At 57.3% G+C, this 17,288-nt stretch carries 12 protein-coding genes; 2 read left to right on the forward strand and 10 right to left on the reverse strand.

Going from position 1 to position 17,288, the window contains the following annotated elements; all coding sequences use genetic code 11:
* Window positions 1-294 precede the first annotated feature (294 nt).
* The 10 genes from OHL22_RS08735 to OHL22_RS08780 form a co-directional block, all read right to left on the reverse strand.
* Window positions 295-2,160: a CRTAC1 family protein gene (locus tag OHL22_RS08735; protein ID WP_377819352.1), complete on the reverse strand. Its 1,866-nt coding sequence runs from the start codon at window positions 2,158-2,160 to the stop codon at window positions 295-297.
* A gap of 123 nt (window positions 2,161-2,283) precedes the next feature.
* The gene (locus OHL22_RS08740) at window positions 2,284-2,931 is read right to left on the reverse strand and encodes a hypothetical protein (RefSeq protein WP_263335634.1); all 648 of its coding nucleotides are present in this window, start codon (window positions 2,929-2,931) and stop codon (window positions 2,284-2,286) included.
* A gap of 52 nt (window positions 2,932-2,983) precedes the next feature.
* The gene (locus OHL22_RS08745; RefSeq protein ID WP_263335638.1) at window positions 2,984-3,523 is read right to left on the reverse strand and encodes a hypothetical protein; all 540 of its coding nucleotides are present in this window, start codon (window positions 3,521-3,523) and stop codon (window positions 2,984-2,986) included.
* Window positions 3,520-4,170 carry a response regulator gene (locus OHL22_RS08750; protein ID WP_263335641.1) on the reverse strand — a complete coding sequence of 217 codons (651 nt, stop codon included), beginning with the start codon at window positions 4,168-4,170 and terminating at the stop codon, window positions 3,520-3,522. The genes OHL22_RS08745 and OHL22_RS08750 overlap by 4 nt, the downstream gene beginning before the upstream one ends.
* Entirely contained in the window at window positions 4,167-7,430 is a 3,264-nt protein-coding gene (locus OHL22_RS08755; protein WP_263335645.1) for a sensor histidine kinase, read from the reverse strand. Before OHL22_RS08755 ends, OHL22_RS08750 begins: the two co-directional genes overlap by 4 nt.
* Window positions 7,431-7,676: 246 nt before the next feature.
* Window positions 7,677-8,705, reverse strand: coding sequence for an alpha/beta fold hydrolase (locus tag OHL22_RS08760; RefSeq protein WP_263335648.1), 1,029 nt, complete (start codon window positions 8,703-8,705; stop codon window positions 7,677-7,679).
* Between the two features lie 8 nt (window positions 8,706-8,713).
* Window positions 8,714-9,499, reverse strand: coding sequence for an outer membrane lipoprotein-sorting protein (locus tag OHL22_RS08765; protein WP_263335652.1), 786 nt, complete (start codon window positions 9,497-9,499; stop codon window positions 8,714-8,716).
* Entirely contained in the window at window positions 9,496-10,176 is a 681-nt protein-coding gene (locus tag OHL22_RS08770) for an ABC transporter ATP-binding protein (protein WP_263335656.1), read from the reverse strand. The genes OHL22_RS08765 and OHL22_RS08770 overlap by 4 nt, the downstream gene beginning before the upstream one ends.
* On the reverse strand, window positions 10,169-11,302 hold the full coding sequence (locus tag OHL22_RS08775) for an ABC transporter permease (RefSeq protein ID WP_263335659.1): 1,134 nt from the start codon (window positions 11,300-11,302) through the stop codon (window positions 10,169-10,171). The genes OHL22_RS08770 and OHL22_RS08775 overlap by 8 nt, the downstream gene beginning before the upstream one ends.
* Window positions 11,303-11,458: 156 nt before the next feature.
* A complete protein-coding gene (locus OHL22_RS08780) occupies window positions 11,459-13,399 on the reverse strand; it encodes a family 20 glycosylhydrolase (RefSeq protein ID WP_263335661.1) in 1,941 nt (646 codons plus the stop codon).
* A gap of 413 nt (window positions 13,400-13,812) precedes the next feature.
* On the opposite strand from OHL22_RS08780, the gene OHL22_RS08785 reads away from it, so the two are divergent.
* Both OHL22_RS08785 and OHL22_RS08790 read left to right on the forward strand, forming a co-directional pair.
* The gene (locus OHL22_RS08785) at window positions 13,813-15,495 is read left to right on the forward strand and encodes a nitrite/sulfite reductase (RefSeq protein ID WP_263335663.1); all 1,683 of its coding nucleotides are present in this window, start codon (window positions 13,813-13,815) and stop codon (window positions 15,493-15,495) included.
* Window positions 15,496-15,543: 48 nt separating this feature from the next.
* Window positions 15,544-17,112 (forward strand): glycerol-3-phosphate dehydrogenase/oxidase, encoded by a 1,569-nt coding sequence (locus OHL22_RS08790; RefSeq protein ID WP_263335665.1) that lies wholly within the window; start codon window positions 15,544-15,546, stop codon window positions 17,110-17,112.
* The last annotated feature ends 176 nt before the right edge of the window (window positions 17,113-17,288 follow it).

A 17,288-nucleotide genomic window follows, 5' to 3' on the forward strand; every position in this document is an offset into this window, starting at 1 on the left:
GTACGGAAGATTAGAGCTTGCCGTTTGACACGCCCGGCGGCAAGCCTCAGAAAAGGCACGCCATGCCGCAAGCGTTCTGTACGCAAAGCTTCCTTTTCACAATTAACAAAGAATTCTTGACTTGCGGTGAAAAGTACCCGAGAAAAGCAGAAATTTCCTCATTGAGGAATCCTTCTTAAAGGAGGCGAGCGCTTTACAGCTCTGGGCGGTCTTCTGATCGCCATGCATTGCCACGTAACAAAGACGCCAGAGACAGGAGTGCCGCCGGCGTTTTCCTTGTAGAGATGTCTGGGTTCAGCGCATTCCAGCCGCCAGTTGGGTCTTGGTCATTTCCTGTCCTGAGCCTTCCTTGAGAGTGATAATCCGATCTACTCCCGGCGCGCTGAACTTCTCGACCTTCCCGCTCGGCCAGTGCACTTCGATGGAATCCACGCTCGTCGCATCACCCAGCCCGAAATGCGGACGTTGATCGTTCGAAGAGATATAGCTGCCGCCACTCATCACATCCTGGCGCTGCCGCATATTGTTCGCTGTCACGTACACTGTTGCGCCGACGGCATCACGAGGGCTCTTCGATCCGCCCTCGAGTTTCAGTTCCAGCCAGTGATGATGATCCGGGCTTACATTCTTCAGGATCACCGGATGCTGATCCTCGACATTGATCACCACATCCAGCTTCCCATCGTTGAAGAGATCTCCGACCGCCATGCCGCGCGCCGGAATGACCAGCGCCAACCCTGTGCCCTCCACAGCCGGAACGTTTTCGAACTTCTTGCCCTGCATGTTGTGGAACAGCATCGGCCGCTCAGCCCACGATGTTCCCCACGGATGCTGATCTACCTGCGGATAAACATGTCCATTTACAGACAAAATATCCTTCCATCCATCGTTGTCGTAATCGATGAATGCATCGCCCCACCCCAGAAACGGCACCGAAATCTCAGCGATGCCCATCTGGTAGCTCACATCTGTAAAGCTGGCATCGCCGTCGTTCCGATACAGGGGCTTATAGTCATCCGAAAATGTCGTGTTGTAGAGATCGAGCTGGCCGTTGTTTTCGTAATCGCCGACAGCTATGCCCATCGTCGCCGTTTCGCGCCCTGCCTCATTGAGTGCATAGCCCGAAGCATAACTCACATCCTCAAACGTGCCGTCGCCCTTGTTGATGTAGAGATAGTTGGGCGTCGAGTCGTTACCCACTACCACGTCCGGCTTGCCGTCGTTATTGATGTCCACAAAGATCGAGGTCAGCCCGTAATAGCCGGGTGCATCCGCCACGCCCGCCTTCACGCTCACATCGGTGAACGTGCCGTCCCCATTGTTATGGAAGAGATGATCCGGCTCACCCTTCAACCCATGCGGTCCGCAATTCACCGCAACGCCGCGGAATGAGCAAAACGCGAACGAAACGCCTTCCTGGCCGACCACGGGCAGATGATTGCGGTCGAAATGCACATATCCGGCAACGAAGAGATCGAGCTTTCCATCGCCGTCATAATCACCCCACGTCGCTCCTGACGACCAGTTGCCCAGCGTCACGCCGGCTTTTTCCGCCATATCGGTAAACGTGCCGTCATGGTTGTTGTGATACAGCCGGTTCTTGCCCCAGTTGGCCACAAAAATATCGGGCCAGCCATCGTTGTCATAGTCTGCGATCGCCACGCCAAATCCCCAGCGATCGTTGGTCACTCCAGCCTTTGCTGCTACATCGGTAAACGTGCCATCGTGGTTGTTGTGGAAGAGTGCCGCATGCGGCGCAGGCTCCTTGCCATCCATCGCCTGAAAGGTCGATCCGTTCACAAAATAAATATCGAGCCAGCCATCGTTGTCGTAGTCGATCAGCCCCACTCCAGAGCCGTTCGACTCAATGATGAACTGCTTGTCGGGGTTGCCCATTTTATGGACCCAGTGCGTTATGCCAGCCTTATCTGAAATATCTTCAAAGACCACGGGTCCTGAGGACACGAATCCTCCTGCCGTAATGGGACGCCGATGACTGTCATACTGTGTCGGATGCGGTGAATCCGCAGCCGTACCGGAAGCTGAGGCCGGTTGCGCTACCCCGGCAGAGGCCGTACCGCTTTGCGCAAACAGGAAAAACCCGGACAAGGAGCAAAATACTGCTCCAAAAACTACACCATGACGTACTGCCGAGAGCATGCAAGATAGTATATGAGGCTCCGGCCTCGAAGGCATACTCCGGCGAAGGATGGAGATTCTGGTTGAGCGACACACTGCATCAATCCGCGGTCCTAGACTTGATCACCCCATATCTCACACATTTCACGATGCATGAATCCTCTTCCTTCGGTCTAATCGTCTTTTGAGGAAAATACCGGCCACAAGCACGACTACGAAAATGCCTGCCCATAGCTTAGCCCGCGTCGGATGCGCAGTATAATCCCGATGAAAATCGGAGAGCAGGACCGGTACGTAAAAAAGGATCAAGGCAGCACGCCAGATGATCCCGAATTTCTGACGCACCATCGCTGAACGTTCTGGGTGTTCGCGAACATACACCTCGCAGGCCCAATCAGAAGTAAAGAAAGCAATACCAATCAATCCAACGATGTGGATCCCTAAAAGGTGAACGAAGACCTGCCATGCGTCGCCGTAAAAGATATGCCGGAAAGTCAGTACCCATGAATCGAGAGCAGCGAGCGCTCCAACAATGGCGCAAATGAACCAATACTGCCCATAACCCTCAGCTCCGCCGACACTTCGAGGCGCATTCTCGACTGCAAGATAAATCAACGCAGTGATTAGGCCAAGCGCCACAGTCGAAAGGAGTATCAACCCAATTCCCCAGACGGTATAGGTTGCGTGACCTAAGGTGCTCTTAAGCTCACACGAATCTGCGATCAGCGCAATCCAGACGGTAGATAGCGAAAAGACTATCCACTGGGTCCGTTTTCGTATAGACAAATCCATCCGTACGATTCCGCAGAACTAGAGTTTAATTAGGGGATAACTAACTATAACCCTACTCTGGACCTAACTCGTACGAAACCCCAAACCGGCCGATCTGAAAAATCTGCCTGTCACCCGGCGGCCAGATGCGCAGCGAAGCAATCCCAACCTTGCCGGTCAGCTCGTGCGCCTCAACTTCGCCCACTAGCTTTCCTGTAAGCGCCTCGTTAAAGTGCACCTTCAGGGCAGTATTATCGCGGTCGCGTACGAACCCGAGCACATACTCGCCCGCCGCCAGAGATACTGTTCCAATCCTGATCGGCTCCTGCACCAGCAGATAGTGCGAATATTTTCCCTCTGCAGAATATCCAGCAGTAATCAATACCACGCCGGCTATGAAATGCCCCTTGCCATCCGTGATGCCAGTCGCCGTCCGCATCTCGGTTTCGATGTGTTCTTTCTCCACCGGAGCGCGCGCCGGTAATTGCGCGGCGAGTTCCGCATCGGTCGCCTGGCGCCATATCGGCTTCTCCGCATGCGCCAGAGTCGCGATTCCCAACAGCAGAACCGCCGCGACCCGACCTGCAAAGGCTAGCCCGGCGCCACGGCTCATAAGCGAATCCCTCCTTTAGGATCCAACTGCACCAGCCCGCGTTGAATGGCAGCTGTAGCTGCCTGCGTGCGATCCTCTACGCCCAGCTTACCAAGCAAATTGTTGATGTGCGTCTTCACCGTCGCCTCGGAAACTCCAAGCTCCGAGCCTATCTCCTTATTGCTCTTTCCGCGCACAATCTGCTCCAGCACTTCCTGTTCGCGCTGCGTAAGTGGTTCGCTTGCCATGCGTTCGGCCAGTTTCTGCGCAATCGCCGGAGGAATGATGGATTTGCCCGCATGAACCGACTTGATCGTCGACAGCAGCACATCCACGCTCATGCCCTTCAGTAGATAGGCTCGCGCTCCAGCCTGTAGCGCCCGATAGATATCCTCATCCCCATCGTAAGTGGTGAGCACAATAAATCGGGCATTCGAGTACCGGCTCCGTATTCGCTGAATCGCCTCCACGCCGCTCAACTTAGGCAGCCGCAAATCCATCAGCGTAACGTCGGGCTGCCTGGCCTCGAACTCCTTGACCGCTTCCATGCCATCCGATGCCTGCCCCACCACTTCCACATCATCGGCAACACTTAGCAGCGCCACCAAACCCTGGCGCACAATCTGGTGATCCTCTACCACCAACACTCGAATCGCATTTTCCTTCACAACTGCTCCTTGCTCGATTCTGTCATCCCAATATCATCCACACCGCGCTCAGATCCTTCAGCCGGCACACGCAGTGTCACCGTTGTCCCCTGTCCCAATTCACTTGCAATCTCAAGCTCCGCATGAATCAGAGCCGATCTTTCCCGCATGCCAGTCAAGCCATAATGTCCCGCTCCATTCAATTGCCCGTCGGCTGCTTCGGTCGCGAAACCATGTCCGTTATCGCTCACCGTCAGCGTAAGCGACCGGGCATCGTACTCTACTCGCACAGAGAGCCGTGAAGCATGCGCATGCTTCTTGACGTTGTGGATGGCCTCCTGCGCGATCCTCAGCACCTCACGCTCAACCTCTGGCACCAATGGCCGGTACGCACCATAGACCCGGATCGTCGCCGTCAGCGCTTCATCGCGCGCCCGCTCCACAAACCGCCGCAGTCGAATCGGCAGATTCTGTTCTCTTGAGTCCTGTGAACGCAGCGCCCATATCGACTGCCGGGCATCATCCAAGCCCTCGCGTACAAGCCCCTGCGTCTGCTCCAGATGTTTCTGCGCTGCATCAGCCTTACCCATACGCAGCAACTGCCCCAGTATCTCAAGTTGCAGCGAGATTCCCACATACCCCTGGGCCAGTGTGTCGTGAATCTCCCGCGCGATCCTGTTCCGCTCGCCCATCACCGCGGCAAACTCCCGTTCCACACGCACCACTCGCCGCCGAACGACTAAAACCACCAGCACCAGCGTTGCCAAAACAGCCAGCGCCCAGAACCACAGCGTTTGATAGTAATGCGGCACCAACCTGAACTGTAGTGATGCTTGTCGCCACCTGCCTGTCCCCACCGGTGTTATGAGGTGCGGCTCCAGCTCGCATGCGCCGCCCGCGTCCACAAACGCTCCCTCGCCCAGCGCCGCCTCTACGCAAAAGCGGTAGGCTCCAGGAGGAATGTTCGTGTAATACGCAGTCCTGCGCAGCCCTGCATCTATCCAGCTATGATCGAATCCACGCAGCATGTAGCGGTACCGCACCTTCTGCGGCTCCGCAAAACTCAGTCCAACGTAGTCGAACTGAAACCGCATAGCTCCGGCGCCAATCTTCAGAGTGCCTGTCTTGGAGCTCTCATGGTCATCCACTGAAAAGCGCTCGATCGCAACCGGAGGCGGCCCAGGTAATTCGGCAAAATGCAATGGATCTACCACGATGACGCCACGTGGTGTCGTAAACCATAGTCTGCCGTCGCTTGACTTCATGCTCGTGGGATGGCTGTTGCTGCTCATCTCGCGGCTGCGCAATCCATCCGCCGTTGAGAAGTGCGCAACATGTTCGCTTTCCTCACTGCAATGTCCTGACCGCAAGCAACTCCACAAAAAGAGCGCGTCTGCCCTCGTCAGCCCGTTATCTGAAGCCAACCACAAATGCCCGCGATCATCCGGCGTAATAGCATGGATTACTTGCGGCAAGATCGAATTCTCTCCGCTCGCACGTAAGGCGAGAAATCGCTGTCCGTCCCAGAGATTCAATCCGGCATTCTGCGTTCCCACCCAGATCAACCCATCGGGAGTAACGCTTAGCGCCGTAATGACATTGCTGCTGAGACCGTCCGTAGTGGTGTAATTACGCAGCTTTCCAGCATGCAAACGCGACAGTCCGTGAAACGTGGCAATCCAGAGATCTCCATCTGCTGTCCGCGCCAGCGCGCCGACCAGATCGCTGCCCAGCCCATCCGCCTGCGTCAGCGTCGTAAACCGTCCGTCAACCAGGTGCGTCAGTCCCCGCCGCGTTCCTATCCACACCGACCCATCCGGTTCCACCAGTAGCGAGCGTACAAAATCATCCGGCAGTCCGTCAGCCGAGGTATAGCTGCGCACCCCGGCGGAATCGATCCGGCTCAAACCATCCGGCGTTCCGACCCAGATATCACCGTGATATCCGGCTGCGAGAGAAAGAACCACATTGCTGATAAGGCCCTGGTTCGCCGTAATACTCCCGACTCTCGGATTATTTGCAGCGTCCAAAGAGACACAGTTGACTCCCCCATCTGCGGTCCCAATCCACTCGCGGTGCAAAGAGTCTTCCACAACGGCCGTTGTCGCATCAGAACTGAGCCCTTCCGCATTTCCGATCCCCTGAAACCGGGCGTCGCGCAGTATGTGCAACCCACTGGTTTCGGTACCCGCCCACACATCTCCTTCCTCGTCTTCACGTAATGAGACCACTGAATTTTCGGCAAGAGGATCGCTCGCCGGAAACTGCTCGACAACATGCGCCTGCCCTCGTGCCGGAGAGTAAATTCGCGTCAGTCCGTGGTTTGTTCCCACCCACAAACAATCTTCCCGATCTGCCATCAGCGACTCGATTCTTGACCCAGGCAGCCGGTCGCCTACCGTGTACCGTTCCACGTGGCCCTGCCGCCAAAGCACCAGCGTCGATTTAGTCGCTACCGCGATCGTGCCATCTGCGAGCCGTTCCAGATAACTGACATTGCCTTCTGGCACATCCGACGTCGGAATGATGCTCGAAACAAACCCCGTGTGGACAGAAAGAACTCCGCGTGCGTCGGCAATCAGAACATCGCCATCCGGCATGGTCTTGACCAGCGCACGACCCGCTCCGTGAAGTAAATCCCGCTGCTCTGCCGCGTTCACTGACCATCGGCCATTGCGAAATGACGCCAGCCCATTCTCTGTACCGACCCAGAAACCACCGGCTCCGTCCGATGCAATCGAGGTAATCTCCGCCTTTGGCAATGCCCCTGTCGGAACCGCTGCAAACGCGCTACCCGACCATCGCGCCAGCCCAGCGTCGCTCCATACCCAGACTGTTCCGTCGGCAGTTTGCGTCAGACCGCGGATGGAACTGCTGCCCAGTCCGTCGCTGGCGTTAAAAATCTTCAAGACCCCGTCGCGCCACGAGATCAGCCCGTCGCTGGTGCCGATCCACAATCCACCCTTCTTCGCATCCTCCAGCAGGCATCGGATCTCGGCATCAGGAAACGCCGGCATCGAAGTATGATCGAATATCCGGAACGCCGTACCGTCAAACCTGGCCAGGCCAAGCTCCGTCCCTGCCCAAAGATAGCCATCGGAGGATTGCATCAGCACCGGTACGGTGTTCTGCGGCAAGCCATTCTCCATCGTCCACGCCTGCCGGTTCAATCGGGCCAGTGGAGTCGCCGGCTCCAAAGCGGCACTCGTCTTCGCCGCACCGATTCCGGCAACCAGAATCGCGCAGCAGAGCAGCTTCCGAAGACGACGACAGCAGGGCATATCCTCAAATCCAACACGGAATCAACGCGATATGCAACTGAAGAGGGCTGTTTTGGACCTAAAATCCGCATCGTTTCCACCTATAGATGGAGAAGACACTCAGCCCAATGGCCCAAGATTTTCCACAGGAAGTTTTCTACTCTATGTATGTCTCTTGGATCTATTTAGGGGCAGCCGGTAATCTTGCGAGCCGCTGCCCTTTTTCTATGCCTCTGAGTTACCCACCGGGACCAGATTCGCAGCGAGTTAGACCGAGACCGGTAATGCTTCCGGTATGGTGCTCATTACCATGCCCCGAATCGACTCGATAACCAGATCAGGCTCATCCAGATGAATCCAATGAGCGCTGGCGGGCGCAATAATCTGCTGCACATTATCGCCAATGCGAGCCAATCGCTCCTGACACAGCGGCGAAGATTTCGCGGGCGTCAATATAGTCACCGGAATGCCATGAATCGGCTCGGCATCCATCATTTCGCGCACAGTCTGCGGTACTGCTCCAACATGGCTGCTCATGCCGACGTAATAGCTCGGCCTCGACCAGTGTGCCGCCACCATTGGCCACGTTTCCGGAGGCATTTTGCCTACCTCTTCGCGCACTCGTCCCAGCACATGCTTGCCGCCCTCACCCGCCGCGCCGGCAAGCTTGCCGCAAACAAGGCCAGACCGGCATAACAGCGAAGTCACCGCCAGCCGGGCCAACCCCACTCGTGCAATCGGTACCGCGTATGCCGTCAGTTTCACCCCGCGATCGATCTGCGATTGCTTGCTCGGATCCAACGGCGGCCATTCCTCGCAACGCATCGGGTCCACCAGTACGATTCCGCAAACCTCTTCCGGATACGTCAGCGCAAACCGTCGCACCACCAGCCCGCCAAACGAGTGTCCGACCAGCACGTAGGGAGGCTCAATACCCGCGCTGCGTAGCATCGCATGCAGCTCAGTCGCAATATTGCCTGGCGTCCTCACCGAGCTCGCTGGACTGCTCCAGCCCAGTCCGCTCCGGTCATAAGAGGCCGTATGCGCAAACTGCGCCACATGTTCCTGGATATGAAACCAGTTGAGATTTGTCGCCGCAATTCCCGACTCGAAGATCACCGACGGGCCGCCTGCTCCCTGCTCGCGCACGAACAACCGGCAACCGCCGCCGATCGTCACCCAGCGTCCCATGGCGGTAAAACGCTTCTGGTCACGGCGTGCGCCGACGCGCTGATAGACCACACCGAGAACCGCGAGTACTGCAAACATAGCGAAGGGCGCGAGAAGGAGAATCATGATTCGTCCTAGAAATGCGTCAATTCTGCCGTACTAAAATCACCGGCGCCGAGCTTGGCTTTAGGGCTTCCTCTATCCACAATCAACAGGCTCGATCCCGCCTGACCACGTATCTTGACTTCTATCTGGCTCGCCGACCAGACACCTTCCGTCTGGCGCAGTCCAAAATACGTAAATTCCTTCGTTGGACCGTTTGCCTTGAGTGATTTTTCTACGTATACCGGAAATCCGATCCCTCGGTCCAGCCAAGATTGCACAGACGCATAATGCGACCTCTGTCCGGCTCCCGGAACACTCTTTAATACCTCACAATCCCGCGCACCGTACCGAGTCTCTTTCTCTACCGTCTGGCCAGGCCAGAAATACTGCGCCTCAAGCAGATCCTCGTAGCTATACCCCGCCGTCGTACCAGATGTGTTCCACTTGCGCACCGGACTTTCTGACCATCGCTCGAACGGAACCGCGCTCGCTGCCTTATCTCCCGGCCTTGCCTCGCGAATCGTAATCTGTCCTTCGGGCCGCATCTCCAGCAGCACATGCACCCGCGCTGGCCCGGACGACCCAATCTCCGCCAGCACTTTCAAGCCATCTGAAAACCAGTGCCCTTTGATCGTCACCGGCATATTCGACCGCGCGCCCTTCGCGTCCACCCGCACCAGGCGCCCAACCGCGCGAAAGTCCGCTGCCTCAGTGCGTTGTTTCGCTTTTGCCAATACCGCGCGCGCATCCGGTGCCTGCGCCGATAACGCGCACGCCGCCATCACCAGAAATGCCGCCAAACCCCACCGTTTCATGACTCTACCCTTCCGTCGCGAATCCGGATGTGGCGCGGCGCCATTTCAGCAATATCGTTCTCGTGCGTCACGATAATCAGCGTCATTCCATGCTTCTTCTGAATACCCGTCAACATTTCCATGATCCGCGCCGAATTCACACTGTCCAGGTTCCCAGTCGGCTCATCTGCCACCAGGATTGAAGGACTGTTCGCCAGCGCCCGTGCAATTGCCACCCTCTGACGCTCACCTGCGGAAAGCTGATTCGGATACTGCCCCATCCGGTTTTCCAATCCCATCTCCATCAGCAGCGTCTCGGCCCGTTTCACACGGTCGTCCGCGCTCGTCTTCAGCGCAAGCATCGGCACCTGGACATTTTCGATCGCTCGAAGCGTCGGCATCAGGTGGAACGCCTGGAAAACAAACCCTACGTGTTTCGCACGATAGGTGTCCAGGTCTATTGCGCTGCCCAGCAGTGATCCCTCGAAATAAACTTCCCCGCTCGTCGGCGCATCCAGACCGCCGATCAACTGCAGCAGGGTCGACTTTCCGCTTCCGCTTGGTCCGCTGATCGCCAGAAATTCTCCGTGCTGGATAGAAACACTCACTTCTCGAAGCGCCTCGATCCGTCCCTCATCATAGCTTTTGAACAGATTGCACGCCTCGAGAATGGGACCAGGTTTCGCCGGATTACTCATACCGCAGTGCCTCCACAGGCGAGAGCTTCGCTCCACGCCATGCCGGCACTGCCCCGGCAAGCAGCCCAGCCAGCACTGCAACAAACACTGCCTCGATGAGCAACGAAGGAGCAATGGTCGAAGTGACGATGCTCGCCGTCTGCGGCAGCCGCGACAACAACCGCAGTGCTGCTACGCCAAAACCTATCCCCAGGATGCCTCCCGCAAAGCCCAGCACTGTCGCTTCAAACTCGATCAGCAGCAAAATGTTCCAGCGTTTCCAGCCAATCGCTCGCAAAATTCCAATTTCCCTGGTCCGCTCAAAAACAGACATCGCCATGGTATTCGCAATTCCCAGAATTCCGATGATCAGGGCGATCAAAGACGTTCCCCAGGCTGCAGCATGAGCGGCGCCCACCAGTTGATTGTTGGCAGCGCGTTCGGCAGCCGGAATTGCCTTCAAACCAGGTAATGCGGCCTCAATCTGACCTTGCGCCTGCTTCAGATATTGCTCGCTGGACACTCCCGGTGGGGCGGGTTTCAAGCGCACGTGAAACGTCGTCACCTTACCCTGCAGACTGGAGATCTCCTGTAATTCATCCAGCGGCAAGATCGCCGCGCCTTCTTCAAGCGCCGAAGCCCCATGAAAGATGCCGACCACCTTGAAACCTGTACCCTGAATATCCAGTGTGTCCCCAACTTGCTTGTTGAGGTTCTGTGCCAGCAGTTCACCCAGAATCACTTCGGACTTGCCGTCGTGAAACCGGCCACCCGATACAAAATGCAGCGATTCAAACTCATACGTATCGGCCGTCCAGCCAAAGGCAAGCGCATTGACCTCAGGGGTCAGGTCCATCATGTTCAGGATCATTGGGCTGATGCTCGCCACATCCGGCAGCTTCATCAGCGTCGCGCCGTCTGATTCATCGACCGAGGTATTCAGAAACGTCTTCTGAACTACCGCAATATCCGTACCGCTGCTCTCGTAAGCGCGTTTCCACTCGGATTCAAAGGAGTTAGAAAAGCCCACCAGCGCCACAAAGGCCGCAATAGCCATTCCAATCCCGAAGAGTGTCAACAATGTTCGGAAACGCCGGCGCCAGAGATTTCTCCAGGCAAACCGCGCAAAGGACAGATGGGCACTCATGAATAGGAGACAACCTCGGGACAACAGCGTCTGACGGGCCGTAAGAGACTCAAGTGTAACGGCCACACCGTTCCCTGTCCAAGCAATCTGTATCAAACAAAACAGCGCGACAGCCTTCTGCCGTCGCGCCGTCCATATGTGAATGTAGTGTTAAGGCTACTGAACCGGCACTGCCTTGACCAGCCCCTCAACAGAAGGCGCAACCGTCAGCAGCAGTACAGCCTGCGGTTTCTTCGCTGCTTCCAGCGCAGTAACCTCTTCGCCCTGCATGGCGGCCGCCATCGGCTGCTTGCGCTCGATACGGTCCAGTGCATCGAGGCCAATCTCAGCCACGGTATGCAGCGATTGCGAAAGTGGCACCAGTTCCTTCGTCAAATAAGTCTTTCCCAACTCCGGCTGTAGCTTCGCATCATTGTCACGCCACAAGGTCAGCCATCGCTGCGCCGTATGCAGATCGCTTTCTGAAGCATTACCAGCCGCGATCCGCGCACAGATCAAAGCAAACTCCCGCCCAGTCTCGCTTTCCGGCGGCACTGTATCGATCAGATGATTCAGTGATGAACTGGTATCGTTGTGCTCCAGACCCTCGCGCTCATAGCCCTTCGGAGGCTGCACTACTGAGGCCAGGACGCGCAATGCCACAGGATCTGTGTCGCCGCTCAGCCGCTCCAGCATTTGCTCTTCGGTCGCTTTCGGCTCGATTCCGTAAGCCTGCAGGCGCACTGCCTCTTCATTCATGCGTGCATACATCGAGGGCACATCCTTCACCGATGCAGGGGACCAATACCGCTCCGCAATCGCCGCCGTACGAGGCCAGATGCGGCTGTCGACATTTTCCCCATCAACAAACTCCGACCACATCGTCGCTTCGCCGCCCAGTATGCTCGCCGCCTGTTCCGGCGTCAGCTTGTCCTGAATCCCTTCCAGCGGATCGACCAGATAATGCTCCGATGCAGGCTGGTTCAGGTCGATGTAGTATCCGTTTGAAAGCAACCCGCGATATCCACGCTGCGCTGCATCCAGCAACGATTTCCGTCCTCGCCACGACTGGATCACCACATCTTTCGGTGTATCGGACTGCAGCACCTCGTCCCAACCCTCCATGATCTTGTGGTGGCTTGTTACGATCTTTTGCACCCGGCTCGAAAAATACGCCTGTAGCGCCGCGTTGTCTTTCAGATTGTGTGCCTGCTTGAACTCCTGAATCTTCGGGTTCGCGTCCCACTCCTTGCCATTGCACTCGTCGCCGCCAACGTGGAAATACTCATCCGGGAACAGCCTCGTCATCTCCCCAATAAAGAGGTTCAGGAACTGATACGTGCTCTCCCGCGTCGGGTCCATCGCCGGGTCCAGCACACCCCACTCCTTACCGATCTCGTAAGGCCCTTTGCCGCTAGCGAGGTTCGGATAGCCCACAAACCACGCCGTCGCATGGGCCGGCATGTCGAACTCCGGCACCACGCGAATACCGCGATCTCGTGCATATTCGATCACATGCTCGATCTCGGCCTGCGTGTAATAAAACCCGTTTGATCCCTTCATCTGCAACAGTGGAAAGACCTTGCTCTCTACACGAAATCCCTGATCGTCGGAGAGATGCCAGTGGAAGACGTTCAGCTTCACCGCCTCCATCGCGTCCAGGTTGCGCTCGATCACCGGCAGCGGAATGAAATGCCGTCCTACATCGATCATCAGCCCGCGCCACAGGAATCTGGGCTTGTCCTCGATTGTTACGGCTGGCGCTGAGAAGCCCTCAGGCGTAATCCGCACCAGCTGCAGAAACGTCTGCAGCCCATGCAGCACACCCAGCGGATTTGCAGCTTTCAACTGCACTCCATCCGCGCTCACCGTCAATGAATAGGACTCATCCTCGCCCAGCTTCTGGATCACCTGGCTCGGCCCATCGGTGTGCACCACAAATTTCGCCGAACTCTCCGGCGCGTCCAACAGAAACGGGATTCCCGTCTCACTTCTCAGCGTTCTCAGAAACCGCTCCCTGGCCCGGTCAAGTCTCGGCTCCTTAAATCCTTCAAATCGCACCGCAAACGAACCTTCGATGGCAAATTCACCCGATCCCACCTGCACGCTCGAAGGCATCGGCATCAAAGAAAGTGTCGAAGAAGATTGCGCCCCGACGCATTGCGTTAGAACAGCAGCGCCCGGAAATATCACAAATAACAGGAGGAAACGCGACCAAAGGCGAGAGGACAAGACTGTATTCTCCATGGATTTAGCTTCTTGGTGGGCAGGTTCAAATTGCCTGCAACCTGCGCTTTTGGTAACATCAGATCATACATGGCCGTTGCCCACCCATACCGCTGTTGTTGTCGTCCGTCGTACATCGCTGACGGGTGTCTCTAACCGGTTGCCGGCCACTTTTCTCAATCCATCGAGATTGATCCCGAGAATCCAGACACACACCCGTAGCTGAACGCTAGGGTTCTTTGCACGTTTGGATCCAGTCTTCGGTGAATTATCCCAACATCACCCTTCACTTCAGGAGCAGTCCCGTGACCACGCCCCTCACCGCCGAACCCGCTGCCAAACCCGTCAAGGAAACCAAAGCCCAGAAATCCGAGCGCCTCAAGCTCGAAAAGAATCCCTGGGAGGCACTGGACGAGATCCGCGAATTCGCCCGTCAGGGCCATTCCAGCGTTATTCCGGATTGGGCTGAGTTCTACTTCAAATGGTGGGGCATCTATACCCAGGGTGACGGTGCAGGAGTCACCGGCGGCAGCGGGGGTCACGGCAAGTCTACGGAGTTCTTCATGCTCCGCGCGGGTATTCCCAACGGTCTGGCGACTTCCGAACAGATACGCGCCATCGGCAAGCTCTCACGCGATCACGGCCGCAATCTGGCCGACATCACAACGCGCCAGGCGATCCAGCTTCATTGGCTTACCATCGAGTCTGTTCCCACTGCCATTGAAACCCTCTTCAGCGTCGGCCTGTCGCCGAAAGGCGCCTGCGGAGATGTGGTTCGCAACGTCACCGGTTGCCCGCTCGCCGGCCTCCACGCCCATGAACTCATTGACGCCTCGCCGCTCGCCAAAGCCATCGCCCGCGAAGTCAACGGCAACTCTGAGTTCTACAACCTACCGCGTAAGTTCAAGATCACCGTTACCGGCTGCCCCCTCTGGTGCTCCTACCCCGAGATCGACGACATTGCCCTCACCGCCGTTCGCCGAGGCGATGAAGTAGGCTACTCCGTCCACGTAGGCGGTGGCCTTTCGAATCAGCCGCACATCGCCATCAAGCTTGATGCTTTCATTCACGAAAATCAGGCTGTGGCTGTCGTCCGCGCCATCACGGAAATCTTCCGTGAACAGCAGGGCCTGCGCCAAAGCCGCGACCGCGCTCGTCTCAAATACCTCTTCATGAACGAGGGCTGGACCGCGGAGCGATTCCTTGAGGTGCTGCAAGGCAAGCTGCCGTTTCAACTCGATCCCGGTGTCGCTGATCCAGTGCCGCAAGACGTTTTTCGCGATCATGCAGGCGTCCACCCGCAAAAGCAACCCGGCTTTTACTCCGTCGGCGCAAGCGTGCTTAACGGCCGCGTGACCGGTGAACAGCTCATCGCCGTTGCGGACCTCGCCGACGAGTACGCAGGGGGCGAGGTCCGCACCACAGTCACGCAAAACTTCATCATCCCCAACGTCCCGAAAGCAAATCTGCAGACCGTTCTCAAGCGCCTCTCCGAAATCGGCTTTACTGTCGAAGGCACAAACTTCTGGCGCGGAGCAGTCGCCTGCACTGGCACTGAGTTCTGCAAGCTCGCCATCACCGAAACCAAGGGCTTCGCCCGCTGGCTCGTCGCCGAGATGGAAGCCCGCATCCCCGGCTTCGATCAGCAACTTACGGTGCACGTCACTGGCTGCCCGAACAGCTGCGGTCAGCACTGGATCGCCGACATCGGCCTCGAAGGCAAGAAGCTCAAGCACGAGGGCAAGCTCACCGATGCCTGGTCCTTCGCCCTCGGTGGCGCGCTCGGTCAACATGCGGGCTTTGCGCGCGTCGTCAACTATCGCTGTGTCTCCGCACAGGTACCCGATGCTCTCGAATACCTGCTACGCAGTTATCTCGGCACGCGCAACCGCGATCAGAACCTTTGCTCGTGGTTTGCAGCACGCACCAACGATGAATTGCGCTCGCTGCTGGAAACCGGCGTGCAAAGCATCCCTGTCGAAGCCTGAGTCTGTCCGCTGCCGTTACACTCATTCGAGAAGTAGATCGAGGTAAGAATGAACCGGCAGCAGATGTTACAGCAGGCAATAGAGCGCTCGACACCCTGGGACATGATCGTCATCGGCGGCGGAGCCACCGGCGTAGGTGTCGCCATTGACGCGGCGGCCCGAGGCTTTTCAGTCCTGTTGCTCGAAGCGCAGGACTTCGGCAAAGGCACCTCCAGCCGCAGCACCAAGCTCATCCACGGCGGCGTTCGCTACCTTGAGCAGGGCAACGTCTCACTCGTGATGGAGGCTCTTAAGGAGCGCGGTCTACTGCGCCAGAATGCGCCACACCTGGTTCACGATCTCGCCTTCATCGTGCCCAACTACTCCTGGTGGGAAGCACCGTTCTACGGCATCGGCATGAAGATCTACGACCTTCTCGCCGGCAAATACGGCTTCGGCCGCTCGCGCATCCTTTCCTCGGAAGAAACTATCGAGAAGCTGCCCAATCTTCAGACCGAGGGCCTGCGTGGCGGCGTTATTTACTACGACGGCCAGTTTGACGACACACGCCTGCTCATTCATATGGCCGCAACCGCCGCCGATCATGGCGCAACCGTGCTCAACTACGCCCCCGTCACAGAAATCACCAAAGATGAAGAGGGCTTCGCCAACGGCGTCGTCTTCCGCGACGAGGAAACCGGCCGGGAGCATCACGCGCTAGCCCGCGTCGTCATCAACGCCACCGGCATGTTTGCCGACAAAGTGCGCCGCATGAGCGATCCGGAAGCCCGCCGCCTGATCGCCCCAAGCCAGGGCATTCATCTTGTCTTCGAGAAGTCCTTCTTGCGCGCGGACGCAGCGATCATGGTCCCGCACACCAGCGACGGCCGCGTCCTCTTCGCCATCCCGTGGCACGACCACACCGTCGTCGGCACAACCGACACACCCATCGAAGAGGCCAGCTACGATCCCCTGCCCTTTGAAGAAGAAATTGCCTTCATCCTCGACACCGCCGCGCGGTTCCTCAGCCGCCCACCCGAGCGCAAAGACATTCTCAGCGTCTACGTCGGCATCCGGCCATTGGTAAAGCCTGCTGAAAGCAGCGCGGGCAAAACCTCCGCGCTCTCACGCGATCACACCATCGATATCGATAGCTCCGGCCTCATCACCATCGTCGGCGGCAAATGGACCACCTATCGCCACATGGCCGAGGACTGTGTCGACCACGCCATCACCATCGGCAAGCTTGACGAAATCTCCTGTAACACCCGCAACCTGCGTCTGCACGGCTATCACGAACACTCCGAAGACTTCGGCCGGCTATGGATGTACGGCTCCGACGCACTCGCCATCCGCGAACTAGCTGCCGGCAATCCAAAGCTACTCCAGCCGATACACCCGGACCTGACCTACAGCGAAGCCGAAATCATCTGGGCCGCCCGCCGCGAGATGGCCCGCACCGTAGAAGATGTTCTCTCACGCCGCACCCGCGCACTCTTTCTCAACGCCAAAGCCGCCATCGACCTCGCGCCGAAAGTAGCCAGCATCCTCGCCCGCGAACTCAATCACGATGAACATTGGATCACCGAACAGCTCCAATCCTTCAATGCCCTGGCGCAAGGCTACTTAGTCACATAGTAACCACGTGAATATCGCACTCCGGAGTTGTCATCCTGAGCAATGCGAAGGATCTGCTGTTATTTTTGCTTTTGTCTTTGCTCTTGCTTTTTTGTCTGCCATTCCCGCAGGGAATCTGCTTCCAGCGAGCGCAAAGCGCGAGCCCGATCACCCACTCACACCTTGTGAAGTAGCGT

It is taken from the genome of Acidicapsa dinghuensis (assembly GCF_025685685.1).
Taxonomy (GTDB): Bacteria; Acidobacteriota; Terriglobia; order Terriglobales; family Acidobacteriaceae; genus Acidicapsa; species Acidicapsa dinghuensis.

Coding starts and splice junctions, on each gene's coding strand:
- OHL22_RS08735 (WP_377819352.1), bottom strand. CDS start 2,160: ATGCTCTCGGCAGTACGTCATGGTGTAGTTTTTGGAGCAGTATTTTGC.
- OHL22_RS08740 (WP_263335634.1), bottom strand. CDS start 2,931: ATGGATTTGTCTATACGAAAACGGACCCAGTGGATAGTCTTTTCGCTA.
- OHL22_RS08745 (WP_263335638.1), bottom strand. CDS start 3,523: ATGAGCCGTGGCGCCGGGCTAGCCTTTGCAGGTCGGGTCGCGGCGGTT.
- OHL22_RS08755 (WP_263335645.1), bottom strand. CDS start 7,430: ATGCCCTGCTGTCGTCGTCTTCGGAAGCTGCTCTGCTGCGCGATTCTG.
- OHL22_RS08760 (WP_263335648.1), bottom strand. CDS start 8,705: ATGATTCTCCTTCTCGCGCCCTTCGCTATGTTTGCAGTACTCGCGGTT.
- OHL22_RS08765 (WP_263335652.1), bottom strand. CDS start 9,499: ATGAAACGGTGGGGTTTGGCGGCATTTCTGGTGATGGCGGCGTGCGCG.
- OHL22_RS08770 (WP_263335656.1), bottom strand. CDS start 10,176: ATGAGTAATCCGGCGAAACCTGGTCCCATTCTCGAGGCGTGCAATCTG.
- OHL22_RS08775 (WP_263335659.1), bottom strand. CDS start 11,302: ATGAGTGCCCATCTGTCCTTTGCGCGGTTTGCCTGGAGAAATCTCTGG.
- OHL22_RS08780 (WP_263335661.1), bottom strand. CDS start 13,399: ATGCCTTCGAGCGTGCAGGTGGGATCGGGTGAATTTGCCATCGAAGGT.
- OHL22_RS08790 (WP_263335665.1), top strand. CDS start 15,544: ATGAACCGGCAGCAGATGTTACAGCAGGCAATAGAGCGCTCGACACCC.